The sequence below is a fragment of the Saccharibacillus sp. O23 genome (assembly GCF_002205895.1).
Taxonomy (GTDB): Bacteria; Bacillota; Bacilli; order Paenibacillales; family Paenibacillaceae; genus Saccharibacillus.
The window spans coordinates 281,411-304,530 of the sequence record NZ_NJDE01000008.1 but is presented as its reverse complement, the minus strand read 5'-3'; the positions used below and the strand labels follow the sequence as shown (position 1 = coordinate 304,530).

Genomic DNA, 23,120 nt, shown 5'->3' with positions numbered 1-23,120 from the left:
GTTTTAGAGGAATATTTAAATAAACCATTGGTTTACTTCTTAATATTTAATGTTAAAATGGACTTTTTTGGTTGTTTAATGTATAATTTTAATTGATGTTACCAATTTTTTTGTTAAAACTCTTTTTAAGACCTGTGGTGAATCGAGCAAGATCTTGATGTCTCAAAGGTCTATTACGAAGAGAGTCTTATCAAAATTGAAGGAGGATGATTGTTTATCGTAAACTTGGGAGAGAATTTAAAAAGATTGCGTAAATTAAATCATTTGACTCAAGAAGAAATTGCTGAAAGATTGGACGTGACCAAACAAGCTGTCTACAAATGGGAAAATAATACTTGTTATCCCGACATCGAAAATTTAATAAAAGTATCTCAGTTATATAACGTTAAATTGGATGATTTATTAAATAATGAAGTTAAAGAAGCAGAAAAAGCAGAATTTTTTTTTTAATCCCGTCACATTAGATGACGAAAATGCGAAAAAAGCTAAAGAAAATTATTATCGCTATATCCGTTACTTTCCGGCGATCGGAGTCATAACCAGCTTGGCGTTATTCGTTATCTTTTTCTTGATCAAAGGGGTAGAAAAACAAGATTATGTAGAGAAGATCTTATACTGCTTGCTGCCTATTCCTGTCTATATGCTCATGTATATTCCGATGAAAATACGGGTAAAGAAATCGGCGCGTTGATCTGAGGCTCCGACCGGAACTTCGACGCCTCGTATAGCGAGCGACTAAACGATAAAATCTAAAAGGATTCGGACCGTAAGCAGGTGCGAATCCTTTTTGTTGATTGTACAAACGCGCATTCACTCCCGCTGAGCGGCAGTTCTCTTACACGTACCGACCATTCGCTTTTTACTCAGACAAGAGGGAACCAGCCCGGAGGACTGTTCATGATCGTTTTCCACATCGGGTCCGGAATGACCAGTGATTCTTGGTCGTCCGCCGACAAGGTCAGGACGATATCCGATTCTTTGCCTTCTTGTATTTTTTGCGTCCAATCGGGATCGACGACGAGCTGTCTGCCTAACGCGACCAACGGAACCCCGATCTCGTAAGCATGCAGTGCGTCTTCCGCCGTACGGATCGAACCGACGCCCATCAGAGGGACTCTTCCGTCGATCTTATCAAGGATGATCGCCATTCTGGAACGATTCAGGTCTTCTCCGCTGCGCGGCCGCGACGAGTAATCCATCAGCGAAATATGAAGATAATCGAGGTTTCGTTTTGCCAAAGCCTCGATCAATTCAAGGGTATCCGGCATCGTGATGCCCGGCGACTCGGCTTCTTCGGGAGAGAACCGGTAACCGACCGCAAAAGCTTCTCGGGCATGCTCGGCGACCGTGCGCGTCACTTCGTCGACGACGGCCAGCGGAAAGGCCATGCGCTTCGTCAAGCTGCCGCCCCACTCGTCATCGCGGTTGTTGGTATGCGGCGAAAAGAATTGTTGGAACAAATAGCCGTTTGCTCCGTGAATCTCGACTCCGTCATAGCCCGCTTCGATCGCTCTTCGCGTCGCTTCCCCGAAGTCCCGAATAATCGAAACGATCTCGGCGGAAGTCAAAGGCCTCGGGATAACGGATGGGTTTTGAGCGTTCGGCACGTTTCCCGCACTGACCACGTCGCCTCCGGGCACGAGTTCCGCAGGACATTCCCGTCCTCCGTGATACAGCTGCAAAATCGCTTTTGAGCCTTGGCTTTGTATGGCGGACGCCAATCGCCGCAGGCTGGGAATCATCTCGTCGCGATCGGCCGCGAATTCGCCGTGAAATCCTTTCCCGTTGGGCGTGACATACGCGCAGGCCGTGATCACCGTACCGACTTGGCCGGAGCGGCGCTCGTAATAACGCAGCTCTTCCTCCGAGACGGAACCATCGGGATCAGAAGACCAGTTCGTCATGGGAGCCATGACGATTCGATTGGGAATCTGAAGTCCGCTAGGGAACGTAAACGGTTGAAATAAAGGGTTAAAGGTCGGGTTCATTGATTTTTCCTCCTAAAGTAAAGGTCAAGTGGGAAAGCCCTGATTCTTTAAACGTTCGATACATGGACCCGCTTGATAAAAAACGAGCAGATCAGGCCTGCCGCGGCAATAAAGATTGCAACCGTAAATACTGCCGAGATTCCGGTTGCGGCAGCCGAAGCCTCGATATTCGATTGACCGGCAAATCGGTTGATATAGTCGCTCATGCCCAGCGTCATGATGCTGACCGCGACCGCCGTACCGATGGCTCCGGCCAACTGCTGAATCGTATTCATGATGGCACTTCCGTGCGAGTAGAGCTGCGGAGGCAGTTGGTTGAGCCCGTTGGCCTGCGAAGGCATCCATACCATGGCGATTCCGATCATCAAAAAGGTATGCAGAATCACGACTTGAAGCAGAGTAGAGTCTACGGTAAGTCCGGAAAGAAGCCACAATACGGCCACGATCATCGACATCCCGATCGGAACGACCCATTTGGGACCGTATTTATCGAATACTTTTCCCATGATCGGCAGCATGACGGCATTCACGATTCCTCCGGGCAGCATAACCAGACCCGCTTCGAAAGCATTCAGTCCGAGACTTCGGATCAAAAACATAGGCAGCATGATCGTGGCGCTGAGCATGATGATCAAATTCAAAAAAATCATGATGGCTCCTATAGCGAACATTTTGTATGTAAATGCTCTTAGATCCATCAAAGGCTGCTGCAAGCGCAGCTGCCGTCGAATAAAAACGAACAGCGCGAAAACGCCAACGATAAGAGGAACGAGAACCGTAGGCGCGATCAATCCGCCTTCGTGTTCTCCCGCGCTGCTGAACGCGAACACGATTCCGCCGAATCCGAGCGTAGAGAAGCACAGGGAGAGCAGATCCAACTTGGGTTTGGTAACCGTCGAGAAATTTTGCAGATACCGAAGTCCGATCAGCAAAGAGACCAACAGAACGGGAAGGGTGATGATGAAAATCCAATGCCAGCCCAATCGTTCGAGCAGCAGTCCCGAGATCGTGGGTCCGACGGCCGGGGCGACGACCAGAACCAATCCGATCAAGCCGTATGCGCCGCCTCTTTTTGCCGGAGGAATGATCATGAGTACCGTACTGTACATCAGAGGCAGCATGACGGCAACGCCTGCGGCTTGAACAACGCGCGCAACCAGCAGCATGCCGAAGCCGGGAGAGAAAATGGCGATCAACGTGCCCGTAATCGAAAAGGCGAGCGAAACGGTAAAAAGCTGCCGCATCGTAAACCGTTGAAGCAGCAGACCCGTTATAGGAAGCAGTATGCCCAGCGTTAATAAGTATCCTGTAGTCAACCACTGGCCGGCCGCATTGGAAATCTGAAATAGGTCAATAAGGTCGGCCAACGCGATATTGAGCGCCGTTTCGTTAAACATCCCGACGAACCCGCTCAGCAGCAGGGCCGCCATGATGGGAATCATTTGATAAGTCTGCTTGTTTTCTGTATGGTCTGACATTTCTGCATCTCCGTTCTGTCTGAACATGTTCGAGTTGTATCAAGGACTTTAAGGATTCTTTTTATCTTTGATTAGACGAAAAATTTTATTAGCATGATCCGTAAAGGAATCCGGCGTGAAAAATGAGCTCGTTAACTCTGGAACCTCTCGTCAGCTCCTTCTTTTTATTATAGATTACAGTTGTCTATGATATCTTTATTAAAATTTCTTGTCAATTCTGTTTAAATGAAATTTTAATGAAGTGATGTGGCGAGTGTATGGTGAAATGCTCATGCCAATAAACAAAAAAACGATCTTTCCCGTATCCTCGGGAAAGATCGCAATCTGTGTATCTCGGTTTACGCTTCGTCCCAAATCCGCCGCACGTTATCGAACGCGATCTTCGTGCCCAGCAGGCAATCTTCCATCCCTTCGTATTCGATCGACAAGAATCCGTCGTAGCCGGAGGATTTCACGGCGGACAGGATCTCGTACAGATCGAGATCGCCTTGACCGGCGATCGCGCCGCGCAGGTAATTGCCGCCCGCGCTGCGGAACCAGCCTTCGCCGGGGTTGCGGCGGGAAGGACGGATATAGAAGTCTTTGATATGCACCATCGAAGCGATCGGCAGATTATTGCGGACGGCGGTCAGCGGATTCTCGTCGACGCAGACGAAGTTGCCGACGTCCAGCGTCGTCCGGAAATTCGCACGGTCGACGGCGTGGACGAGCGTCTGCACGCGGTCGCTGGCCTGAACGTAATAGCCGTGATTTTCGACGCTGGTCGTGATGCCGCGTCCGGCCGCGTGGTCGGCGATGCGGCGGCAGGCGGCGGCGAGTTTGTCCAAGTCTTCGTTGAAACGAAGAACGGAGGTGTCTTCGCGGGAAGCGACGTCGTGGCGCATCAGCTTGATGCCCAGCCTCGCGGCGCGGTCGACTTCCGAGAGCACCCGCTCGATCTCCGCTTCGTACAATTCTTCGTTGTCCGTGACGAAGTTCGCGCCGATCGCGTAATTCGAGAGTTCCAGCGACAATTCCGCGGCGCGGGCGACGATCCGTTCTTCCAAGCCGGGATCTTCGATAAAGTCGAAGCCCAGTCCCGGCACGATCTCGACATGTTCGGCTCCGATTCCGGCCGCCCACGCCAGACCTTCTTCCAACGTCAAACGCCCCTGCTGCATGGCCTGATACAAGCTGTACGAACTGATACCGAGTTTCATAGAGACAGTCCCCCGCGATACTGCTCGATGAACCGGACGGCTCCCGCGATATCCGAAGCTGGATCGTCGCCGACTTCGCGTTCGATCGTCAGATAACCCGCATAGCCGATATCCTGAAGCGCTTTGAAATAAGCGTCGAAATCGACGTCGCCTTCGCCCGGCGGCAGTTCGATAAAGTCGGCTTCCGCGCCTCCGCCCGCCATATCGGCGATCGCGGCGTGATCCATCTTATCGTAGCCCAGATAACCGTAGACCTGCTTAGGATCGACGATTCGCAGTCTGCGGCCGTCTTTGACGTGCGTATGCACGATGTAGTCTTTGAGCGTATAGACGCCCTGTACCGGATCGTCGCCCGTGACCATGACCATGTTGGCCGGATCGAAGTTGACGGAGACGCCGCGGCTGCCGAGCGTGTCGAGGAAGCTTTTGAGATGGGCGGCCGGTTCGGGACCGGTCTCGATCGCGAAAAAGGCGTTCAGGCTGCTCGCGTATTCGCTCAGTTCCCGGCACGCCCGCTGCATCGCGTCGTAGATCGGGCCGCTGCGGTCTTCCGGCACGATGCCGATATGCGTGGTCACGATGTTGGTGCCGAGATCGAGCGCCAGATCCAAGATGCGTTTGGACTTCTCGATCTTCTCCGCGTTGACCGAGGCGTCTTGGAAGCCGTGGCCGGCCAGATCGCCGCACAGCGCCGAGATCTCCAGACCGAGACCGTCGATGACCTTGCGCAGCTCGCCGCGTTTGCTTCCGATCAGCACCGCCGGGTCCATCTCGCCGTCGACGGCATAGATCTGCACGCCGTCCGCGCCGACTTCCCGGGCTTTCTTGAGGCCTTCCGTAACGCCGATGCCGAAACTGTCGACGATCACGCCGATCTTGTTGGTCAATCCGAGTTTCGAAGCCATAAGTATTCCTCCTTAAATTAGGACTTGGATAAGGGATGTACGTCGATCGTTCCGCTTAGCGATCCGCGCCGTCCAAACGAATCTCGCGACCTTCTTCCGCCGAACGGTACACCGCGTTCAACAGGCGAATCATCTCTACGCCGTCTTCCACCGGACATAAGTTCTCGGCTTCGCCCCGGCAGAGCTTCGCGAAATGGGAGATTTCTCTGCCGAACGCGTCCATAAAGTCGAAGCCCGGCGTCGTCAGCTGCGGATCGACGTTCAGGATCGTATTATGCCGCTCGGCCGTGATCGCGAGGGCAGGTTCGATCTCGGCTCCGCCTTTTTCGCCGAAGATCGAGATCTGCGCCGAATCTTTGCGGGCATGCAGCGAGAAACTGACGTCGACCATGAGCGAAGCACCGTTCTCGAACCGGATCAGCGCGTTCGCCATATCTTCGACCGTATTTACCGACGGATCGAAATCCGCCGCCTGATAATACGAATAATTTTCGATATGGGAACGGTTGCCGAGTTTGCGATACGTATTGCCGCTGACGGACACCGCTTTGGGTTTGCCCATCAGATACCAGCACAGGTCGATGACGTGAACGCCGATATCGATCAGCGGTCCGCCGCCGGAACGTTCGAGATCCGCGAACCAGCCGCCCGGGTTGCCCAGTCTGCGGATCAAGCTGGCTTTGGCATAATAGATGCCGCCCAGATCGCCCGCGTCGATAAAACGTTTGAGCACGTCGATATTGGAAGCATGACGGCGAACGTAACCGACTTGAAGGATTTTGCCCGTTTCCCGGACGGCCTGCTCGATCGCCAGCGCTTCGTCGACCGTTTTGCACAGCGGCTTCTCGCAGAGCACGTGTTTGCCCGCGCGCAGCGCCGCGATGCTGATCTCGGCGTGGGAATTGTTCCAAGTACATACGCTGACCGCGTCGATGCCGGGGTCGGCAAGCAGCTCGTCGTAGTCGCCGTAGACGCCGGCGATTTCGTATTTGGACGCCGCGGCGCGCGCGCGTTCCGCGTTCAGATCGCAGACCGCGACCAACTTGACCTGCGGATTGGCCGCATAAGCCTGAAGGTGGGCGTCAGAGATGGAACCGCAGCCGATCAGGCCGACTCGTACTTTTTCCATACTGAAATTCATCCTCTCTGGTAACGGATATGTTATATTTGTTCAAACAGGATGCAAAGGATACGTCTAATTTAGCACAGCGAATAGAAGGAGAGAATGTGCAGAATGTCTCAGTATATGGACTATACGATCAGCCGAAGCCCGATTCGCGTTCTGACGCCTTCGGTCGATCCGGCCCGGCTGCGCATTACTTCGCTCACGTTGGTCAACGCGGGCCATCTGCCGGGGCGAACGCCGCGGCGTGAGAAAGCGACGTTTCAGCATTGGGCGATCGTGGTGATCACGGGCGGACAAGGGACGTATCGGGTGGACGGAGGCGACGTGCAGCGCGTACGCGCGGGATCGTGGTTCTGTCTCTATCCCGGCGCCGAATTCGCTTACGGTCCGGACCCGGAAGCGCATTGGGACGAATATTATTTTACGGTCAAAGGAGATCGGGTCGGCGAGTGGCTGAGAGATTGGTTTTTTCCGAACGGTCAGGTCCATCGGGTGCGGACCGACGAGCTGCTGCTTCAACGGATGGAAAATATGCTGCGGCTGATCGAGAGCGGGACGCCGGACAATCTGGATCGGGTAGCGCTGCAGCTGGAAAGTTTTCTCTACGAACTGGTGTCCGGCAACGACGGACGCGGTCAGCAGCCGAGAGAACGTCTGGCGCAGGCGGTCGTCGAAGATCTTCAGAGCCTGCTCCATCTGCCGCCGACCGTGGGGGATATGGCGGCCCGCCATCATGTCTCGGTCTCGACGCTCCGCCGGATCGTGCAGGAGTATACCGGCTATCCGTTCAACGAATTCGTGCATCGGCTGCGAACGGCGGAAGCGGGCAACATTTTGCTGAACACGGATATGAGCGTCAAAGAGATCGGCGAACGGTTAGGGTATAAAGACATGTTTTATTTTTCGCGCGTCTTCAAACGGATTACCGGGGTGTCTCCGAGAGAATATCGCAGCCGAATCGGGCCGTGACGCGGGGTGCCGAAGGAAACTTATCCTTAATATCATTGGTTTTTTGCACGGGTCTCGTTATAATGGGGATAGTTTCAAAATCGTTTTATTCGATTATCGTTTTGCCATTTTCAGGTTAGAGACAAGACCATATACAGTTTTTCGACAGCGATCGTTTCGGCAGGGGAGGGGAATTAGTTGTTTCAAATCGGCGGCAAAGTCTATGAAGTCATGATCAACCACAAGAACGGCTGGAATCCGGAAGTGTTTCGGAGCCGATACAGCGAGATCTTGGAACGTTACGATTACATCGTCGGGGATTGGGGTTACAATCAACTTCGGCTCAAAGGCATGTACCGCGACGGACAGCCCAAGACCGCGAAAGAATCCCAATTTTCGTTTACGACGGACTATATCACGGAGCACTGCAACTTCGGCTGCGCGTACTTCGTGCTTCGCAAGGTGAAAGATCTGCGCGACGTCAAAGACCCGGAAGAAGCGGCGTCGTATCCGGATCTCGGGATCGTCAACGAACCTCGGGAATACCGCACGTCGTCCAAGCCGCAGGAAGCGGCCAAAGATCAGCGCGAACATCCGGCGGCGAAAGAACGCAAAGAGCAGCGCGGGCGCGGCGATCGGGAAACGAAGAACGCGCGCGGCGAACGCTCGCAGGACAATAACGAACGCGAACCGCGCGACAAGAATCAGACGCAGGGCCAATCGGGCAAAAAGCACGCGAATCGCGGCGAACGACCGAACCGCGAACATTCGAACTCGGGAAATACGGGCCGCGAACGCGACAAGGACAAAGCGAAAGCGTCCGGCGGCGAATCCAACAATCATCACCACCATCGCAACCGCAAACGCGAAGATCGCGGCGGCGAGAACCGTCAGGCCCAGCGCCGCGAAGGCGGGAACGAACGGCGCGAGAACGCGTCGACGCCGAACGCTTCGAATTCGGGCGGCCAGCGTCCGGATCAGGAAACGGCGAAGTAATCGCCATCAGGTCGATCAATCGGATCGTTAAACGAATGCGACAAAAAGCGGCTCGCTTCGGAGCAAGATCATCGCGTGTTAAACGGATGACCTTGTTTCCCGGAGCAGCCGCTTTTTTGCGTGCTTGCAAGGAAATAGGCTGCGCTCAGCGGCCCGTAACGACTAACCCAAAAACGCTTCGCGTACCCGATTCCAGAACGGGAACGGGCGATAGCGGGCGAAACTGATCTTCTGGCTCGAGACGCGGCAGCGTACGGAAACCAGATCGTCGATGCTCAGCACGCGATGGTCCATCGTCAGCAGCAGCCGCTGCTCTTTGCGCGAATAGATGTCGCAGTGATGGTGCTTGGGCAGCACGAGCGGCGAGCCGAGCGTCCGGAATACGCGGTTGTTGATCGAGGCGATCTCCGCGATCTGGAGCGCTTCGAGCGTCGGATGCATGATCGCGCCGCCGAGACCGCGATTATAAGCGGTGCTGCCGGACGGCGTCGATACGCAGATGCCGTCGCCGCGGAACATCTCGAAAATCTCGTCGTTGATATCGATCTGCACGACCATCGTCGCTTCGGCGCCTTTGATCGCGAATTCGTTCAGCACGGTATGGATCGAAGTGCCGGACCGCCGCTCGAGTTCGAGTTCGAGCAGCGGGTATTTGACGATCTTCGGCCCGAGGCCGCTGTCGCCCGCGCCCGACATGAAGTCGATCAGCGCGGACAGGTCATCGGCTTTCCAATCGGCGTAGAAGCCCAAATGGCCCGTATGCACGCCGACGAAAGCGATATCCGGAATCCGGTCGATAAACGAGTGAAACGCATGCAGCATGGTGCCGTCTCCGCCGATCGAGATGACGATCTCGGGCGTTTCGGAGTCCATTTCGAAGCCTTTTTCGGCGGCGAGTTTATGAAATTGCTGGCTTAAGTCGATCGACAGCTGGTCGCCGCGGTCCAATACGTAATATTTCAATGGTCGAACGCTCCTTTGCTCGGAGTTTGGCTGTGCGGCCGGCGATCCTGCCGGGACTGTTCCCGTCCATTTTAACATGTCGGGGCAGGTCGCACACCCGGACGGCGCATAAAACTTTTTTACGGGTCAATCATCCTGAATCATTAGGGGAAAGCGGTTGCAAAATGGCTTTATTTTTTGAAAAACTGTGATAGAATAAAAAAACCAAACTCTATTCCGGCCTTTTGGCGGATTACATTTACCGAATGTCGGCAGGTTGTCCTTTAATTTGAGACGGACGGAGTGGTCACAATGAGTATTATTACGGCGATCATGGTATGCGCTTTTGTCTACGTCATCCGCGTTTCTCTCGATCAGCCGGGCGAAGAGGAATGGAGCGGATATTAAGAGGCATCGCCCGATTTCGGGCGGCGCGGGTTCCGGGGGACGGATACGCGCATTTTTTCGAGCGGCGGGCATAGCCCGACGCTTTTTTGTTTTTGCATAAACGGTCGAAAGCCGCGGTTTTCGATGCCGAGATTTTGCTATAATACAAGAGTGCAGCTTGCCGGAAGCTCCCGTCGGGAGCGCGGTCGGGTTGCGCCAAAGATCGCGGATGCGGAAAGCAGGGAAGTAGACATGAACCCCGGACAAACGATTTACGAGCAGCTCGGCGAGTCGGCCGGCCTGCGCAGCATCATCGAGACTTTTTACGGAAAGGTCGTGCAGGAACCGCTGCTCGCGCCGTTGTTTCCCGAAGATATTCAGCCGGTCATCGAGCGCCAGCATCAATTTCTGACGCAGTTCTTCGGCGGTCCGACGTTGTATTCGGATCTGCACGGACATCCGATGATGCGGGCACGTCATATGCGTTTTCCCGTAACGAACGAACGCGCGGACGCCTGGTTGGCCTGCATGAATGCCGCGCTGCAAGAAAGCGGCGTCGAAGACGAACTGCGCGAATTCGTCATCGCAAGGCTTCGCGGCCCGGCTTATCATTTCGTCAATACCCCGTAACGGCCGGCGTTAACCGCCTGCCTGTTCATTTGTCACCCGGCCTATTCCCCCTGAAGCATAAGAGAGAAGAAAGAGGGCTTGCTATTATGGAAATCGATCCGCTATTTCAGGTGAATGCCGTTTGCGTATGCTGCGAAAATACGTTCCAGACCAGCCGCGTACGGCCGAGTTTCAAACAAACCACGCGCCGCGACACGGATTTCTGCGCTTATTATAAGAACGAAAATCCCGACTTCTACGTCGTTCGGGTCTGTCCGAAGTGCGGCTTTGCTTTTACGGAAAATTCGGCGTCCAAGCTGAGCGCCGAACAGCGCAAGCGTTACGAAGAGAAAGTCGGAGCTTCGTCCAAGAAAAAAGAGTACGGCGGAAAGCGCACGCTCGACGAAGCGATGGAAACGTACAAGCTGGCCTTGATCTGCGCGCAGGTCGTTCAAGACAAAGAGCGCATCATCGCCAGCTTGCTGCATCATATCGCTTGGCTGTACCGCTATGCGGAGAACGAAGAGCAGGAACGCCGCTTCGTGGGATTCGCGCGCGATTCGTACATTCGCGTGTACGAGACGGAAGCGGCCGGGCCGAGCGATGCCCGATTGATGTATCTGATCGGCGAGCTGTGCCGCCGACTGGGCGAATTCAACGAAGCGGTGCGCTGGTTCTCGCGCGTCATTCACGATCAGCGGATCATGGACGCCGGCATGATCCGGGCGTCGCGCGAGCAGTGGGCGACGCTGCGCGAAGATATGCTGGCGCGGAAGATGGAGCTGCCGTCGGAGATGCAGGAATCTTAGGCGGGGGGCGGCCGGAGGATAGGCCTTAAGGCGTAAGTGCGAAAAAGCTTAAGGGCGCTGCGCTTGCTAGTGGCCGCTTACGGGCGGCGAGGCCTACGTATAGCATATGCTTACGAAGTCGCAAGACTACGTCTTGCGTGTAGCTGTCTCAGCCCGGCTTCCTATGATTAGATAGGAAGCCGGGCTTCAAAGGCGATGTTCCGCTTCCGCTCCACGGTCTCCGGCTCTCGCCGCCCTCCGCTTGCCGCTGCGCGCCGAGGAAGCGGCTTCTCCTCCTGATTGGGAGGAGAGAAGGGGAGAGCAGGCCGGCGCGTGCCTCGCCGGCCGGGCGCCTGCGGCGGAGGGAGCGGGAGGACGGACGCCCCGCGATTCGGGGCTGCGTCCTGAGAGCTAGGGGGCGAACAGCCGAATTTTCGAGGATGCTTGCGACGCCAGTTTGCCAGTTGCCTCGATAAGCAAAGCTGCCTCCCCAATTGATTTAGTCGCTTTTCGAATGCGATTCATCGGAGGTCTTCCGTTTGCGGAAGGCCTTTTTGTTATGCGCAACGTAATCTTCCTCGTCAGCGAGGGAGCTTACGTTGCCGAAAAAGCAACGTAGAGAGTACTTTTCCGCCAATCGGCTGCCTTACGTTGCTTTTTCAGCAACGTAGAAGCGCCAAACCGCCGGATCGGACCTCATTTTGGCTCCTACGTTGACGAAAAGGCAACGTAATGCCATAAAAGCGCCTTGTAGAAGCTCTACGTTGCTTTTTCGTCAATGTAGTGGATGCATAACCACCGAATGTTTGCCTACCTACTCCTAACCTTCGCCGCCGCAGTTTTCGCCAACGCTAAACGGCTGATACCGCAGCGGGGCGAAGATTCGTCGGAACTATAGGCAAGCCGGCATTCTGCATCTTCGCGATTCACCCTCGCCCCGTTCGTTTTGCTCGAATCGGACTTTTCCCGTACGAGGAAAAGCCTCGCCGCCGCTATGCAGCACATAAATCTAATCTTCCTCGGCGATCCGGACTTGTATTTTCGGGCCGTCTTCGAAGCTTGCTGAACGCGAATCCGAATTTCTTCTGCGCTCGCTCGACCTTTTTCCAATTTCTCAGCTCTTAATGCTCTTCTATGTAATCTATATTGACGCCAGCCTGACCTAAACCTAATATATGGGGTGTAAACGAGCGAAAGAGGTTTTTTCAGAGAAAATCAGTAAGATACAGCGATTTTCGTGAATATTCTGGAACGAACTGCAACTTCATGGAACCGAGGGGGCAAGGAAAACATGAACGGAATCGACGAGCAGATGAAAGAAAAAGTGGTGTTTGCCAGAGAGTATCCGATCCATCTGTCGGACACGGTCGGCGTGACGACGCAGTATCAGAGATTGCATGCGCATGACGCGCTGGAGATCAACATGATCAAAGCGGGAACCGGCTATTACATCATCGATGGCGTGATCCACGAATTCCAAGCCGGCGACATCATCTTGATCCATTCGGGAGCGCTGCACTGCGCCTACGAACGGGAAAATTTGCTGATGCAGGTCATGACGTTCGACGCGGGTTGGTTTATGGGCAATCAGCGATCCGATCCGGAGATCCTCAGCCCGTTCAAAGAGATGGGCGTGTACTTCACGCATATCCTCGACCGGAGCAGCCCGCATCTGCCGGCGCTGCGCGAGCTGCTGCTGGCGATGCAGGAAGAACAAGAAGCGGCGAGGCCTTCTTATATGTCTGTCGTTTACGCTTATATGCTGCAATTTTTCGTACAGATCCGTCGGCATTTCCGGCAGGAGAACGTGCAGCCGGCGGCCCATCCCGTCTCGTTGGCGCAGCTCGACAAGATTCGTCTGGTCATACGCGCGATGGAAGAACGTTATGCCCATGCTTGGACGCTGGAAGAATTGGCTTCGCTGGCGTATCTCAGCCCTTCTCGTTTCAGCGACATCTTCCGTCGTACGGTCGGCGTGTCGCCGCTGACGTACCTGATTCAGATTCGGCTCGAACATGCCTACAATCTGCTGGAGACGTCGGATCTTAAGATCGTGGACATCGCCATGGAATGCGGATTCCGCACGTTATCGAACTTCAATCGGCTGTTCAAACGCCATATCGGAAGCGAACCTCGGCATATCCGCGGCAAAGCGAACGTCTGCGGCAGTAAGATAGTGTCGGTTTATGAGCGTTTTGGCGGAGTAGAAGGCCACGGCTCTGAGTAAGATTGAGTCAGGAAAAGTCACTTCAAGGGTGATGCCTACTTACACTCGCTGGAGAAAGGAGAGTCTATGCAGAATACCACGCAGTTGTCCGTCGAGAAGCCGAAAGCGAAAGTGTCTCGGCTCAGAAGGTTCGGCAAACAGTGGGATCTTCAACTGATGGTCATTCCCGCTTTGCTGTTCATCTTCGTGTTCAGCTACATTCCGATGTACGGCGTGCTGATGGCGTTTCAGGATTACAGCTTGTTCGAAGGATTCCGAGGAAGTCCGTGGGTCGGGTTCAAGCATTTCGAGATGTTCTTCCAAGCGCCGGAATTCTGGACGGTCATCCGCAATACGGTCGTGATCAGTTTGCTGAAGCTGTTGATCGGGTTTCCCGCTCCGATCATCCTCGCCTTGATGCTGAACGAAGTGCGCGGGCGCATCTTCAAACGCGCGGTGCAGACGATCAGCTATCTGCCGCATTTTCTCTCGTGGGTCATCGTATCGGGCTTCGTCATGTCGATGCTGTCCACGGAGAACGGGAGCGTTAACATGCTGCTTCAGAACCTGAATCTGATCAAGGAACCGATCAACTTCTTGTCGCTGCCGCAGTATTTCTGGACGATTCTGGTCACGACGGGCGTGTGGAAAGAGATCGGGTTCGCTTCGATCGTCTACCTCGCGGCCATCGCGGGCGTCGATCCGCATCTGCACGAAGCGGCGGCGATGGACGGGGCGGGCAAGCTGAGACAGATTTTCTCCGTCACGCTGCCTTCGATCATGCCCGTGGTCATCGTGTTCCTGATCTTAGCGATCGGCAACCTGCTCAACGCGGGATTCGAAGACATCCTGCTGCTCGGCTCGAACCCCGTCCTGCGAGACGTGGGCGACGTGCTCGATACATACGTATACCGGGTCGGCATCCAGAACAACCGGTACTCCTACGCGACCGCCGCCGGATTGTTCAAAGCCCTGCTCGGCGTCCTGCTGCTGATCGGCGCGAACTACGCAGCACGCAGATCGGGCAACAGCTTATGGTAAAAGGCGGCAGTGAATCGAAAAAGCGGGGAGGTGCGCTCTTATGAAAGATTCGTCCGGCGATCGGATGCTGCTGTCCGTGATCTACGTACTGCTCGCGTTGATGGCATTCGTTTCGTTTTATCCGTTCTGGAACGCCGCGGTCATCTCGTTCAACAACGGGAGCGACACGCTGCGCGGCGGCATTACGTTCTGGCCTCGTTCGTTTACGCTGGAAAATTACAAGGTCGTGTTCGAAGACAGCCGGCTGGTCAACGGATTCGTGATCTCGGTGCTGCGGACGGTGGTCGGCACGCTGCTGTCGATCGGCGCGACCGCGATCTTCGCCTACGGCATGAGCAAGACCGAATTGATCGGACGCAAAACGTATATGGTGCTCTGCATCGTGACCATGTATTTCAGCGGCGGATTGATTCCGACGTTCCTGCTGATCCGTTCGCTCGACATGTTCAACACGTTCTGGGTCATGGTCATTCCGGGCATCATCAGCGTATGGAACATGATCATTTTTCGGACTTTTTTCAAAAGCATCCCGGCGGGACTCGAAGAATCGGCCCGGATCGACGGCTGCTCCAACTGGGGCGTGCTGTTTCGGATCATCCTTCCGCTGTCCGGTCCCGTGATCGCCACGTTGTCCCTGTTTACCGCCGTGTATCACTGGAACGACTGGTTCACTCCGAGCATCTACATCAGCAATACCGATCTGCTCCCGATTCAGACGAAGCTTCAGCAGATTCTGAATTCGAATATCATGAGCGAGCAGATGGCCCAATTGGACTCGGCGGCTCAAGGCCGAATGGGACAGATGAAAGCCGTGACCACCAAGTCGCTGTCGATGGCCACGATGATGGTCGCGACGATTCCGATTCTATGCGTATACCCGTTCTTGCAGAAATATTTCGTCAAAGGCGTACTGGTCGGTTCGCTTAAGGAATAGAGAAGACGATAAGGGGGATTGACGATGAAAATGGACAAAAAAACAATCGGAATCTGGTCTGCGGTCGTAGCCGGCGCGTTGGCGCTGTCGGGGTGCACAGGCGGAGGAGGCTCGACGGCCGCTTCGGAAGAAAAAGGCAAAACGGCGGAAGCGTCGGGAGCCGCGTACGTATTGGGCGAGCAGCCGCTCGAGTTTTCGTTCTACGGACATTACGATTGGTACACGATGCCGAATTGGGGCGAAGACAAAGCGTCCGAATGGATCAAAGCCAACAAGAAAGTCAACGTCGTGCCGATCAGCTCGGGCGGCAACGCCAAGCAGAAGCTGAGCACCATGATCGTGTCGGGCGAGCTGCCGGACGTGATCTGGACGGAGCGCGGAGCCGACGTGGAATCGCTGCGCAAAGCCGGAGCTTTGGTTCCTTTCGACGATTATCTGGACAAATATCCGAATCTCAAGAAATGGGCCGGGCAGGAGACGATCGACATGCTGCGTTCCGAAGACGGCAAGCTGTACCAATTCCCCAACTGGTATACGACGCAGCCGAACGGCAACGCGGGGTATCTCGTCAACAAGAAGATCTACAACGAACTCGGCGCGCCGAAATTGGAGACGACCGACGATCTGTACGCTTATCTGAAGCAGGTCAAAGAGAAGTATCCGGACGTCGTGCCGCTCGAAGTCGGACAGAAAGCGAACGGCGTGGATATCCTGACTTCGGCGTTTGCGGAAAACCGGCCGTATCAGTACAGTTCGCGCAGCATGATGGCGGTTCCGTCGGGCGATAAATTGACTTCCACGTTTACCGACGAAGCTTTCCGGGAAACGTTGGTGTATACCAATCAACTGTACCGCGATAAGCTGATCAGCCAAGACGCGTTTACCCAACCGCTCGAACAGGTCGAACAGAAAGTCGTCACGGGCAAAATCGCCGTCTACGTCGCGTCCAGCCCGACCGAATACGGAGCGATCGGCAACTCCCAGCTCAGCGCCGCGGACCCGGAAGCCGGTTATATCATGGTCTGGCCGGTGCACAAAGAAGGCTTGGACAAAAACAAGATTTTCCCCGGCACGTACAATCAACTCGGTTGGAACGTCAGCGTCATCACCAAATCGGCCAAAGACCCGGAAGCGATCTTCGCGTTCCTCGACTGGCTCACCGGACCGGAAGGTCAGCGCATCAGCATGTGGGGACCGGAAGGGATCTACTGGGACGGCGTGGACGAAGACGACGCGCCGAAGTTCACCGAAGCGTTCACGACCGATACCAAAGGCCGCGACGAACTCATGAACTCCACCGTCAATCTGCAATGGGTCGGCAATACCGTGTACGTGGACAATTCCAAGATGAAATTCGAATCGACGCTGCCGGAAGACAAGAAGAGTTGGGAGACCAAATGGCAGTCGGAGATCACGTGGAAAACGCAGTACGACACGACGGAGTTCGTCAATCTCACCCCGGCCGGCGATACGGACGAAGGGATCGTGGAACAGAGCGTCGGCGAAATCTACGAAAAAGCGAGAGCGCAGGCGATCTTGAACGCGGGCAGCGAAGACGAAGTGCTGGCGATTCTGGACAAAGCCGAGCAGGACGCGCAGCAGGTCGGTTACGCCAAACTGCTGGATTACAAAACGCAGAAATGGCAGGAGAATCTGAAAAAGCTCGGTCGATAAAAAAAGCGGCGGCACGTGAAAGAAAAGCGGCCGCCGTTTAACAGAAGAGCGCGGGCTGCCGCAAGAAGAACGCAGCCGGAAGCCAAGCGGGAACGAGCGGAAAAGCCGTTCCCGAAGGTCCGGCTTGGCTCGCGTACTTCTTCGCTTCACCGCTGCACATGGGAGGGAAGGGCTTGGATTATTATTTGGGCGTGGACGGAGGAGGCAGCAAGACGCTGGCCGTGATCTGCGATGAAGCGGGCCGCATCGTAGGCCGGGCGGCGAGCGGCTGCGGCAATCATCAATTGGGGGCGGAGATCGCGGAGCGCAATATCCGCTCGGCCGTCGATCAAGCGCTGGAGCAGGCAGGCATTCGCAAAGGGCAGCTTAAACGTTCCGTATTCGGCCTGGCGGGAGCCGACCGGGAAGCGGATTTCCGCATCCTGCGGCCGATGATCGCGGGACTGGAAACGGGAGCGCACGAGATCGTCTGCGATACCGTGATCGGGCTTCGCGCCGGAACGCGGCATGCGCACGGCGTGGTCGTGATCTGCGGCACGGGGACCAACTGTTACGGCATCAACCGCGACGGACAGGAACTTCAAGTCGGCGGGTTCGGGTACGCGTTCGGCGATTTCGGCGGGGGTTCGGATCTGGCCGTGGAAGTGTTTCGTTCCGTGATTCGAGCTTGGGAAGGCCGCGACGAAGCGACCGAACTGTCGGGGGCGACGCTTCGCGTGCTGGAGATGAATTCCGAAGAAGAGATGTTCCATCATTATCTCGATACGGGGCGGCGGATTCCGAGCGATCTGGCGAAGCTGCTGTTCGAAGTGGCCGAACATGACGGAACGGCTCGCGAGATTCTGGCCCGTCAGGGGCGGGAACTCGGACGGGCGGCAAGCGCCGTCGTTCGCAAGCTGAACATGGAGAGCGAAGTCTTCGATCTGGTGATGGCCGGCAGCATCTTGACCCGAGGCGACAGCCGGTATATCGCGCCTTATCTGGACGCGGAGCTGCGCGCCGAAGCGCCGGGATGCACCTTGACCGTATTGGCGTCGGAACCCGTTGCCGGTTCGCTGCTGATGGCGATCGGCGGAGACGGCGCGATCGAAGAAGAAGTCTACGAACGGATTCAGCAGCAATTAAGCGTAAAGGCGGCGAGTCTATAATGCGTAAAAAGTTGAAAGTAGCGGTCATCGGCGGAGGATCTTCGTATACGCCCGAATTGATCGAAGGATTTATCCTGAATTACGAAACGTTTCCCGTAACGGAAATCGTGCTGGTCGATATCGAACGCGGGCAGCGCAAATTGTCGATCGTCGGGCAGTTGGCGCAGCGCATGGTCGCGAAGTCCGGGCTGCCGATCGAGGTCAAGCTGACGCTGGATCGGCGTTCGGCGCTGGAAGGCGCGGATTTCGTTTCGACGCAGATGCGGGTGGGCCTGCTCGAAGCGCGCGGTTGGGACGAGACGATCCCGCTCAAATACGGCATGATCGGCCAAGAAACGACCGGTCCCGGCGGCATGATGAAAGCGCTGCGCACCATTCCCGTGCTGCTGGAAGTCGCCCGGGACATGGAAGAACTATGCCCGGATGCTTGGCTGCTGAACTTTACCAATCCGGCCGGCATGGTCACGGAAGCGATCAACAAACATTCGTCGATCAAGACGATCGGGCTCTGCAATTCGCCGATCGCCGCTTACAAATGGCTGTCCAAGCTGTACGACGTGCCGGCGGAGCGGATCTACTGCGAGTTCGCCGGACTGAACCATCTGCATTATATCAGCCGGATCGAGATCGACGGCGAATCGAAGATGGACGAACTGCTCGGCAACCGCGACGGGTATTCGGCGCGCAACGTGCCGCAGTACGAATGGAACGGCGATCTGCTGCGCGCGCTGCATGCGATCCCGTCGTATTATCTCAAATATTTCTATCTGCACCGCGAATTGCTGGCCGAGCAGCAGGAAGCGGCCGCGCGCGGCGAGACCCGCGCCGAGACCGTGCAGCGGCTCGAAGACGAATTGTTCGAGCTGTATCAGGACATCAACTTGGCCGAGAAACCGAAGCAGCTCGAACAGCGCGGCGGCGCTTATTATTCCGAAGCGGCCGTGAAGCTGATGAACTCGCTGCATAACGACAAAGGCGACATCCAGACGCTGAACGTCGCCAATAACGGCATCCTCGATTTCCTGCCGGACGACGCCTGCATCGAGGTGAACTGCAAAGTGCTGAAGACCGGCCCCGTTCCGGTACCGGTACAGATCGTTCCGGAAGCCACCGAAGGCTTGATCCATGCCGTGAAGACCTACGAACGGCTCGCGATCGAAGCGGCCGTGACCGGCAGCCGCGAGCTGGCGCTGGCGGCGCTGGCCCATCATCCGCTGGTACCGTCGGTGAACGACGCCGAAGCGATGCTGAGCGAGATGCTGGAGCGGAACCGGGCGTATCTGGATAACTTTTTCCCGAGCGAAGCGGCGCAGGCCGCGGTACGTTAAGAAGCCCGGGCTTCGGCCAGCCGGAGGACCAACGCGTTCAGCGTGTCGAAGTCCGTAGGATTCTCCGACAGCTTATCCAACAGTTCAATCCATGCTTTGCGGTCTTCCGCAGACCAAGAAACGGGACGGAACTGCAGATTCACGACCCAATTGTCCATCTGTCCAAATACCGATAGCAGATATGGCTGATGCTCGGCATAAGAGGTGTAAGACACAAGAGCAGCCGCTTTCGAGACGGACCTTTGCAGGACTTGAAGATCTTTCGAGTCGGGCGACGCTTTCCATGTGTCTATTGATTCTCGGATCAGCTCCGTGTTCGCCAAAAAGTCGGAATCGATCTTCTGCTGCACCGAATGTGCCGCTTGCGAATTTTGCTGCGCGGAACGGTAGTTGGCATACGCCAATACCAGCGCGGCGATCAGCAGCAGAGTCAGGTAAAAACGCGAGTTTTTTAAGAGGTTCATGAGATGCTCCTTTCCGGAGAGTTGCGATCTTGATCCTTCCGATTCTAAGTCTTTACGATTTTCTTTACGATTTGAAGAGGCTTAAGAAATCTCTTTAGGGATTAAACGCTTATAAAGACCGGATAATCACGAAGAACATTAACAGACGGGCAACGCATAAACGAACGCACAAAGGAACGTATAAAGCACAAAGTAACGTACAAAGTAAAAAGACCTTAGAAGCCGATTCGGCATCTAAGGTCTTTTTGCTCTTGATTTTATTCCTCTCCCTCCGCGAACGTAACTGCGGAAGGCGAAAAGTTCGAGTGAAGAGCCTGCTTAGGCTTCCGATGCGAGTTTTCTTGCGAAAACTTTTAAGCGTTCGCCTCTGTAATCGGGAAATTTCCACTTGCTTCTCCCAACACCTTGTCAAAGTCAAAGTAAGGTTGACAAGGTTCCAGTCCAATCAAATTTCCCGATTACAGGAAGCGACGGAACCGAACTTTTCGCCGGACGCCGCTCGGACGTTCCACTCCGCATCTACGTTCCGCCGCCCCCCACCTTACTTGACCACCGTATCCGTCATCAGATAATCGTCGTCGCAGTCCAGCACCGTCAACCTTCCGTGGCAGCACGGAAAAACGGTCAGCCGTTTTTTGCCGGTCCGAATATCTTGGATCTCCGACGGTTTGATCGGCAGCAGGACGTTTTCCGCGCCGCAGAACGGGCAGTTCGGAACCGTGAGGTCGCCCATCACGAGGTCGTACGGCAATGCTTTTTCAAAAGGAATCATCAGCTTATTCGTTCTCCTTAGGCGTTTCGGGCTGCGCTTCGGCGGCTTCTTTCTGAGCCATCTGCGCGAGGCGCTGCATCAGGATGTGCTGCGGCATATGCATCAACTGTTCGATCGGAACATTCAATTCTTTGGAAAGTTTGATCGCCGTGTCCGGCGAGATTTGAAGAGGTCTCATGGTGTCTTCCCTCCAGTGTCAGATTTGGCTTCATCAGGGGTTTTCGCTATAGTTATACTGTAACACGGAGCCTGAACGAACGCTATAAGGCTTCGCGAACGGACGGTGCCGGCTGGTACCTTGTCAACACTATAGGATAAAGCTTACATATTTACAAAGACGAAAGGTGAGAGACCACATGAGCAAACGTTTGAGACAGACTTGGGATCTGGAGACGATCTTCCCGGGAGGTTCGTCTTCGGACGAATTCGACGGGTTCTTGAATCAATTATCGGCCGACGTCGACTCGCTGAGAGCCAAGATCGACGGGCTGCGTCCGCCGACTTCCGGCGAAGAGACCGACGCTTTCGATCCGCTGTTCGAAGAAGTGCAGCATGTATCGGCTCGTTTCCGTCAAGCGGGAGCATTCGTCGGCTGTCTGAGCGCGCAGGATCAGAACGACCAGAAAGCGGGACAGTTGTCCGCCCGCGTCGGTTCGATCCGCGCCCGCTGGCAGAGCGTGGTGGCGACGTTCGACAGCGTGCTGCAAAATACGGAAGACGCGGTATGGACAAGCTGGATGCAGCGCGCAAGCGTCGCCCCGATTTCGTTTAACCTGAGCGAAAGCCGTTCCCAAGCCCGCGAGAAAATGTCGCCGGAGCTGGAAAGCCTTGCGCTCTCGCTGTCGGTCGACGGGTATCAAGGCTGGAGCAGCTTCTATAACACGATCGTGCGTCATGTGCGCGTGCGCTGCGAAGAGAACGGCGAAACGAAGCTGCTGTCGGCGGCCCAAGCGGCGAACAAACTCGGTTCCGCCGATCCGAAGCAGCGCGAAGAGATGGGCCGGAATTGGGAGCAGGCTTGGACCGACGTCGAAGATTACTGCGCGGATACGCTGAATCATCTCGCGGGCTTCCGTCTGGCTTTGTACGAAAAAAGAGGCTGGAACGACGCGCTGCGTGAACCGCTGGAGATCAACCGCATGTCTTCGAAAACGCTTGAGACGATGTGGCAGGTCATTACCGACAACAAGCCTTTGTTCGTCGAATACCTGAACCGCAAAGCGCGGCTGCTCGGCCAAGAGAAGCTCGGCTGGCACGACGTGGACGCGCCGATCGGGGCATCCGAATCGAAGATTGCTTACGACGACGCGGCCGAGCTGATCGTCGAGCAGTTCCGCAGCTTCAGCCCGCGCATGGCGGACTTCGCGCAGCGCGCGTTCGATAACCACTGGATCGAAGCGGAAGACCGCGCAGGCAAACGTCCGGGCGGATTCTGCACGTCGCTGCCGCTGACCAAGCAGACGCGGATCTTCATGACGTACAGCGGGACCGCTTCGAACGTATCCACGCTGGCGCACGAACTGGGACACGGTTACCATCAGCACGTCATGGACGAGCTGCCGACGTTCAGCCAACGTTACGCGATGAACGTGGCCGAGACGGCTTCGACGTTCGCGGAGATGATCGTGGCCGATTCGCTGGTGCGCAAGGCCGCGACCGAAGAAGAACAACTGGTGCTGCTTGACGATAAAATTCAGCGTTCCATCGCGTTCTTCATGAACATCCATGCGCGCTTCCTGTTCGAGACCCGCTTCTACGAGAAACGCCGCGGGGGTCTGCTGACGCCGCAGGATCTGAGCAAACTGATGGTCGAAGCGCAGGAAGAAGCGTTCTGCGGAGCGCTCGGCGATTATCATCCGCATTTCTGGGCGTCCAAGCTGCATTTCTACAATACGGGCGTGCCGTTCTATAACTTCCCGTATACGTTCGGGTACCTGTTCAGCACGGGCATCTATGCGCGCGCGCAGCAGGAAGGGACGGGCTTCGCGGAAAAATACGACGCGCTGCTGCTCGATACCGGCCGGATGACCGTCGAAGAACTGGCTTCGAAACACTTGAACGTCGATCTGACGCAGCGGGACTTCTGGCAGGCCGCGGTCGACGTCAGCGCCTCCGACGTTCGGACTTTCCTTGAGCTGACGGCAGCAAAAGTAAAATAAGATAGCCTAATCGAAAAGTCGAAAAAAA

General features: G+C 55.5%; 21 protein-coding genes. 12 read left to right on the top strand and 9 right to left on the bottom strand.

Annotation, left to right across the window (positions count from 1 at the left end; translation table 11 throughout):
• Positions 1-210 precede the first annotated feature (210 nt).
• Positions 211-450 (top strand): helix-turn-helix domain-containing protein, encoded by a 240-nt coding sequence (locus CDO73_RS11710; RefSeq protein ID WP_088488713.1) that lies wholly within the window; start codon positions 211-213, stop codon positions 448-450.
• A gap of 413 nt (positions 451-863) precedes the next feature.
• Here CDO73_RS11710 and CDO73_RS11705 read toward each other — a convergent pair whose 3' ends face one another.
• The 5 genes from CDO73_RS11705 to CDO73_RS11685 all read right to left on the bottom strand — a co-directional run bounded on the left by CDO73_RS11705 (position 864) and on the right by CDO73_RS11685 (position 6,699).
• Complete coding sequence (locus CDO73_RS11705; RefSeq protein WP_088488712.1) at positions 864-1,988, bottom strand: NADH-dependent flavin oxidoreductase; 1,125 nt, start codon at positions 1,986-1,988, stop codon at positions 864-866.
• A gap of 47 nt (positions 1,989-2,035) precedes the next feature.
• Positions 2,036-3,466: an MDR family MFS transporter gene (locus tag CDO73_RS11700; RefSeq protein ID WP_088488711.1), complete on the bottom strand. Its 1,431-nt coding sequence runs from the start codon at positions 3,464-3,466 to the stop codon at positions 2,036-2,038.
• Between the two features lie 338 nt (positions 3,467-3,804).
• Positions 3,805-4,665, bottom strand: a complete 861-nt coding sequence (locus tag CDO73_RS11695) for a sugar phosphate isomerase/epimerase family protein (RefSeq protein ID WP_088488710.1) — start codon at positions 4,663-4,665, stop codon at positions 3,805-3,807.
• Positions 4,662-5,570 (bottom strand): sugar phosphate isomerase/epimerase family protein, encoded by a 909-nt coding sequence (locus CDO73_RS11690; protein WP_088488709.1) that lies wholly within the window; start codon positions 5,568-5,570, stop codon positions 4,662-4,664. Before CDO73_RS11690 ends, CDO73_RS11695 begins: the two co-directional genes overlap by 4 nt.
• Positions 5,571-5,625: 55 nt before the next feature.
• Entirely contained in the window at positions 5,626-6,699 is a 1,074-nt protein-coding gene (locus tag CDO73_RS11685; protein WP_088488708.1) for a Gfo/Idh/MocA family protein, read from the bottom strand.
• Positions 6,700-6,804: 105 nt separating this feature from the next.
• Here CDO73_RS11685 and CDO73_RS11680 point away from each other — a divergent pair, with 105 nt between their 5' ends.
• Both CDO73_RS11680 and CDO73_RS11675 read left to right on the top strand, forming a co-directional pair.
• A complete protein-coding gene (locus CDO73_RS11680) occupies positions 6,805-7,665 on the top strand; it encodes a helix-turn-helix transcriptional regulator (RefSeq protein WP_088488707.1) in 861 nt (286 codons plus the stop codon).
• Positions 7,666-7,842: 177 nt separating this feature from the next.
• Entirely contained in the window at positions 7,843-8,640 is a 798-nt protein-coding gene (locus CDO73_RS11675; RefSeq protein ID WP_088488706.1) for a YutD family protein, read from the top strand.
• 162 nt (positions 8,641-8,802) lie between these two features.
• Here the strand turns inward: CDO73_RS11675 and CDO73_RS11670 are convergent, their stop codons facing one another.
• Positions 8,803-9,603, bottom strand: a complete 801-nt coding sequence (locus CDO73_RS11670) for an NAD kinase (RefSeq protein WP_088488705.1) — start codon at positions 9,601-9,603, stop codon at positions 8,803-8,805.
• Between the two features lie 618 nt (positions 9,604-10,221).
• Between CDO73_RS11670 and CDO73_RS11665 the strand changes: the two genes are divergently transcribed.
• From CDO73_RS11665 to CDO73_RS11630, 8 genes are all read left to right on the top strand, one after another.
• A complete protein-coding gene (locus CDO73_RS11665; RefSeq protein WP_088488704.1) occupies positions 10,222-10,599 on the top strand; it encodes a globin domain-containing protein in 378 nt (125 codons plus the stop codon).
• A gap of 86 nt (positions 10,600-10,685) precedes the next feature.
• Entirely contained in the window at positions 10,686-11,387 is a 702-nt protein-coding gene (locus CDO73_RS11660; protein WP_088488703.1) for a DUF2225 domain-containing protein, read from the top strand.
• A gap of 1,270 nt (positions 11,388-12,657) precedes the next feature.
• The gene (locus CDO73_RS11655) at positions 12,658-13,593 is read left to right on the top strand and encodes an AraC family transcriptional regulator (RefSeq protein WP_088488702.1); all 936 of its coding nucleotides are present in this window, start codon (positions 12,658-12,660) and stop codon (positions 13,591-13,593) included.
• Between the two features lie 66 nt (positions 13,594-13,659).
• Positions 13,660-14,613 carry an ABC transporter permease gene (locus tag CDO73_RS11650; protein ID WP_088488701.1) on the top strand — a complete coding sequence of 318 codons (954 nt, stop codon included), beginning with the start codon at positions 13,660-13,662 and terminating at the stop codon, positions 14,611-14,613.
• A 40-nt stretch (positions 14,614-14,653) separates the two neighbouring features.
• On the top strand, positions 14,654-15,547 hold the full coding sequence (locus CDO73_RS11645; RefSeq protein ID WP_088488700.1) for a carbohydrate ABC transporter permease: 894 nt from the start codon (positions 14,654-14,656) through the stop codon (positions 15,545-15,547).
• 24 nt (positions 15,548-15,571) lie between these two features.
• Positions 15,572-17,221 carry an extracellular solute-binding protein gene (locus tag CDO73_RS11640; RefSeq protein WP_256972662.1) on the top strand — a complete coding sequence of 550 codons (1,650 nt, stop codon included), beginning with the start codon at positions 15,572-15,574 and terminating at the stop codon, positions 17,219-17,221.
• Between the two features lie 173 nt (positions 17,222-17,394).
• A complete protein-coding gene (locus CDO73_RS11635; RefSeq protein WP_088488699.1) occupies positions 17,395-18,369 on the top strand; it encodes an N-acetylglucosamine kinase in 975 nt (324 codons plus the stop codon).
• Positions 18,369-19,697 (top strand): 6-phospho-beta-glucosidase, encoded by a 1,329-nt coding sequence (locus CDO73_RS11630; RefSeq protein ID WP_088488698.1) that lies wholly within the window; start codon positions 18,369-18,371, stop codon positions 19,695-19,697. Before CDO73_RS11635 ends, CDO73_RS11630 begins: the two co-directional genes overlap by 1 nt.
• On the opposite strand, the gene CDO73_RS11625 is transcribed toward CDO73_RS11630, so the two are convergent.
• The 3 genes from CDO73_RS11625 to CDO73_RS11615 all read right to left on the bottom strand — a co-directional run bounded on the left by CDO73_RS11625 (position 19,694) and on the right by CDO73_RS11615 (position 21,111).
• On the bottom strand, positions 19,694-20,161 hold the full coding sequence (locus CDO73_RS11625) for a hypothetical protein (RefSeq protein WP_088488697.1): 468 nt from the start codon (positions 20,159-20,161) through the stop codon (positions 19,694-19,696). The genes CDO73_RS11630 and CDO73_RS11625 overlap by 4 nt on opposite strands.
• 541 nt (positions 20,162-20,702) lie before the next feature.
• Complete coding sequence (locus tag CDO73_RS11620) at positions 20,703-20,933, bottom strand: hypothetical protein (RefSeq protein ID WP_088488696.1); 231 nt, start codon at positions 20,931-20,933, stop codon at positions 20,703-20,705.
• 4 nt (positions 20,934-20,937) lie between these two features.
• Positions 20,938-21,111 carry a YycC family protein gene (locus CDO73_RS11615; RefSeq protein WP_088488695.1) on the bottom strand — a complete coding sequence of 58 codons (174 nt, stop codon included), beginning with the start codon at positions 21,109-21,111 and terminating at the stop codon, positions 20,938-20,940.
• Between the two features lie 178 nt (positions 21,112-21,289).
• On the opposite strand from CDO73_RS11615, the gene CDO73_RS11610 reads away from it, so the two are divergent.
• Positions 21,290-23,092: a M3 family oligoendopeptidase gene (locus tag CDO73_RS11610; RefSeq protein ID WP_088488694.1), complete on the top strand. Its 1,803-nt coding sequence runs from the start codon at positions 21,290-21,292 to the stop codon at positions 23,090-23,092.
• Positions 23,093-23,120: the final 28 nt, after the last annotated feature.

Coding starts and splice junctions, on each gene's coding strand:
- CDO73_RS11705 (WP_088488712.1), bottom strand. CDS start 1,988: ATGAACCCGACCTTTAACCCTTTATTTCAACCGTTTACGTTCCCTAGC.
- CDO73_RS11700 (WP_088488711.1), bottom strand. CDS start 3,466: ATGTCAGACCATACAGAAAACAAGCAGACTTATCAAATGATTCCCATC.
- CDO73_RS11695 (WP_088488710.1), bottom strand. CDS start 4,665: ATGAAACTCGGTATCAGTTCGTACAGCTTGTATCAGGCCATGCAGCAG.
- CDO73_RS11690 (WP_088488709.1), bottom strand. CDS start 5,570: ATGGCTTCGAAACTCGGATTGACCAACAAGATCGGCGTGATCGTCGAC.
- CDO73_RS11685 (WP_088488708.1), bottom strand. CDS start 6,699: ATGGAAAAAGTACGAGTCGGCCTGATCGGCTGCGGTTCCATCTCTGAC.
- CDO73_RS11680 (WP_088488707.1), top strand. CDS start 6,805: ATGTCTCAGTATATGGACTATACGATCAGCCGAAGCCCGATTCGCGTT.
- CDO73_RS11665 (WP_088488704.1), top strand. CDS start 10,222: ATGAACCCCGGACAAACGATTTACGAGCAGCTCGGCGAGTCGGCCGGC.
- CDO73_RS11660 (WP_088488703.1), top strand. CDS start 10,686: ATGGAAATCGATCCGCTATTTCAGGTGAATGCCGTTTGCGTATGCTGC.
- CDO73_RS11655 (WP_088488702.1), top strand. CDS start 12,658: ATGAACGGAATCGACGAGCAGATGAAAGAAAAAGTGGTGTTTGCCAGA.
- CDO73_RS11650 (WP_088488701.1), top strand. CDS start 13,660: ATGCAGAATACCACGCAGTTGTCCGTCGAGAAGCCGAAAGCGAAAGTG.
- CDO73_RS11645 (WP_088488700.1), top strand. CDS start 14,654: ATGAAAGATTCGTCCGGCGATCGGATGCTGCTGTCCGTGATCTACGTA.
- CDO73_RS11640 (WP_256972662.1), top strand. CDS start 15,572: ATGAAAATGGACAAAAAAACAATCGGAATCTGGTCTGCGGTCGTAGCC.
- CDO73_RS11630 (WP_088488698.1), top strand. CDS start 18,369: ATGCGTAAAAAGTTGAAAGTAGCGGTCATCGGCGGAGGATCTTCGTAT.
- CDO73_RS11625 (WP_088488697.1), bottom strand. CDS start 20,161: ATGAACCTCTTAAAAAACTCGCGTTTTTACCTGACTCTGCTGCTGATC.
- CDO73_RS11620 (WP_088488696.1), bottom strand. CDS start 20,933: ATGATTCCTTTTGAAAAAGCATTGCCGTACGACCTCGTGATGGGCGAC.
- CDO73_RS11615 (WP_088488695.1), bottom strand. CDS start 21,111: ATGAGACCTCTTCAAATCTCGCCGGACACGGCGATCAAACTTTCCAAA.
- CDO73_RS11610 (WP_088488694.1), top strand. CDS start 21,290: ATGAGCAAACGTTTGAGACAGACTTGGGATCTGGAGACGATCTTCCCG.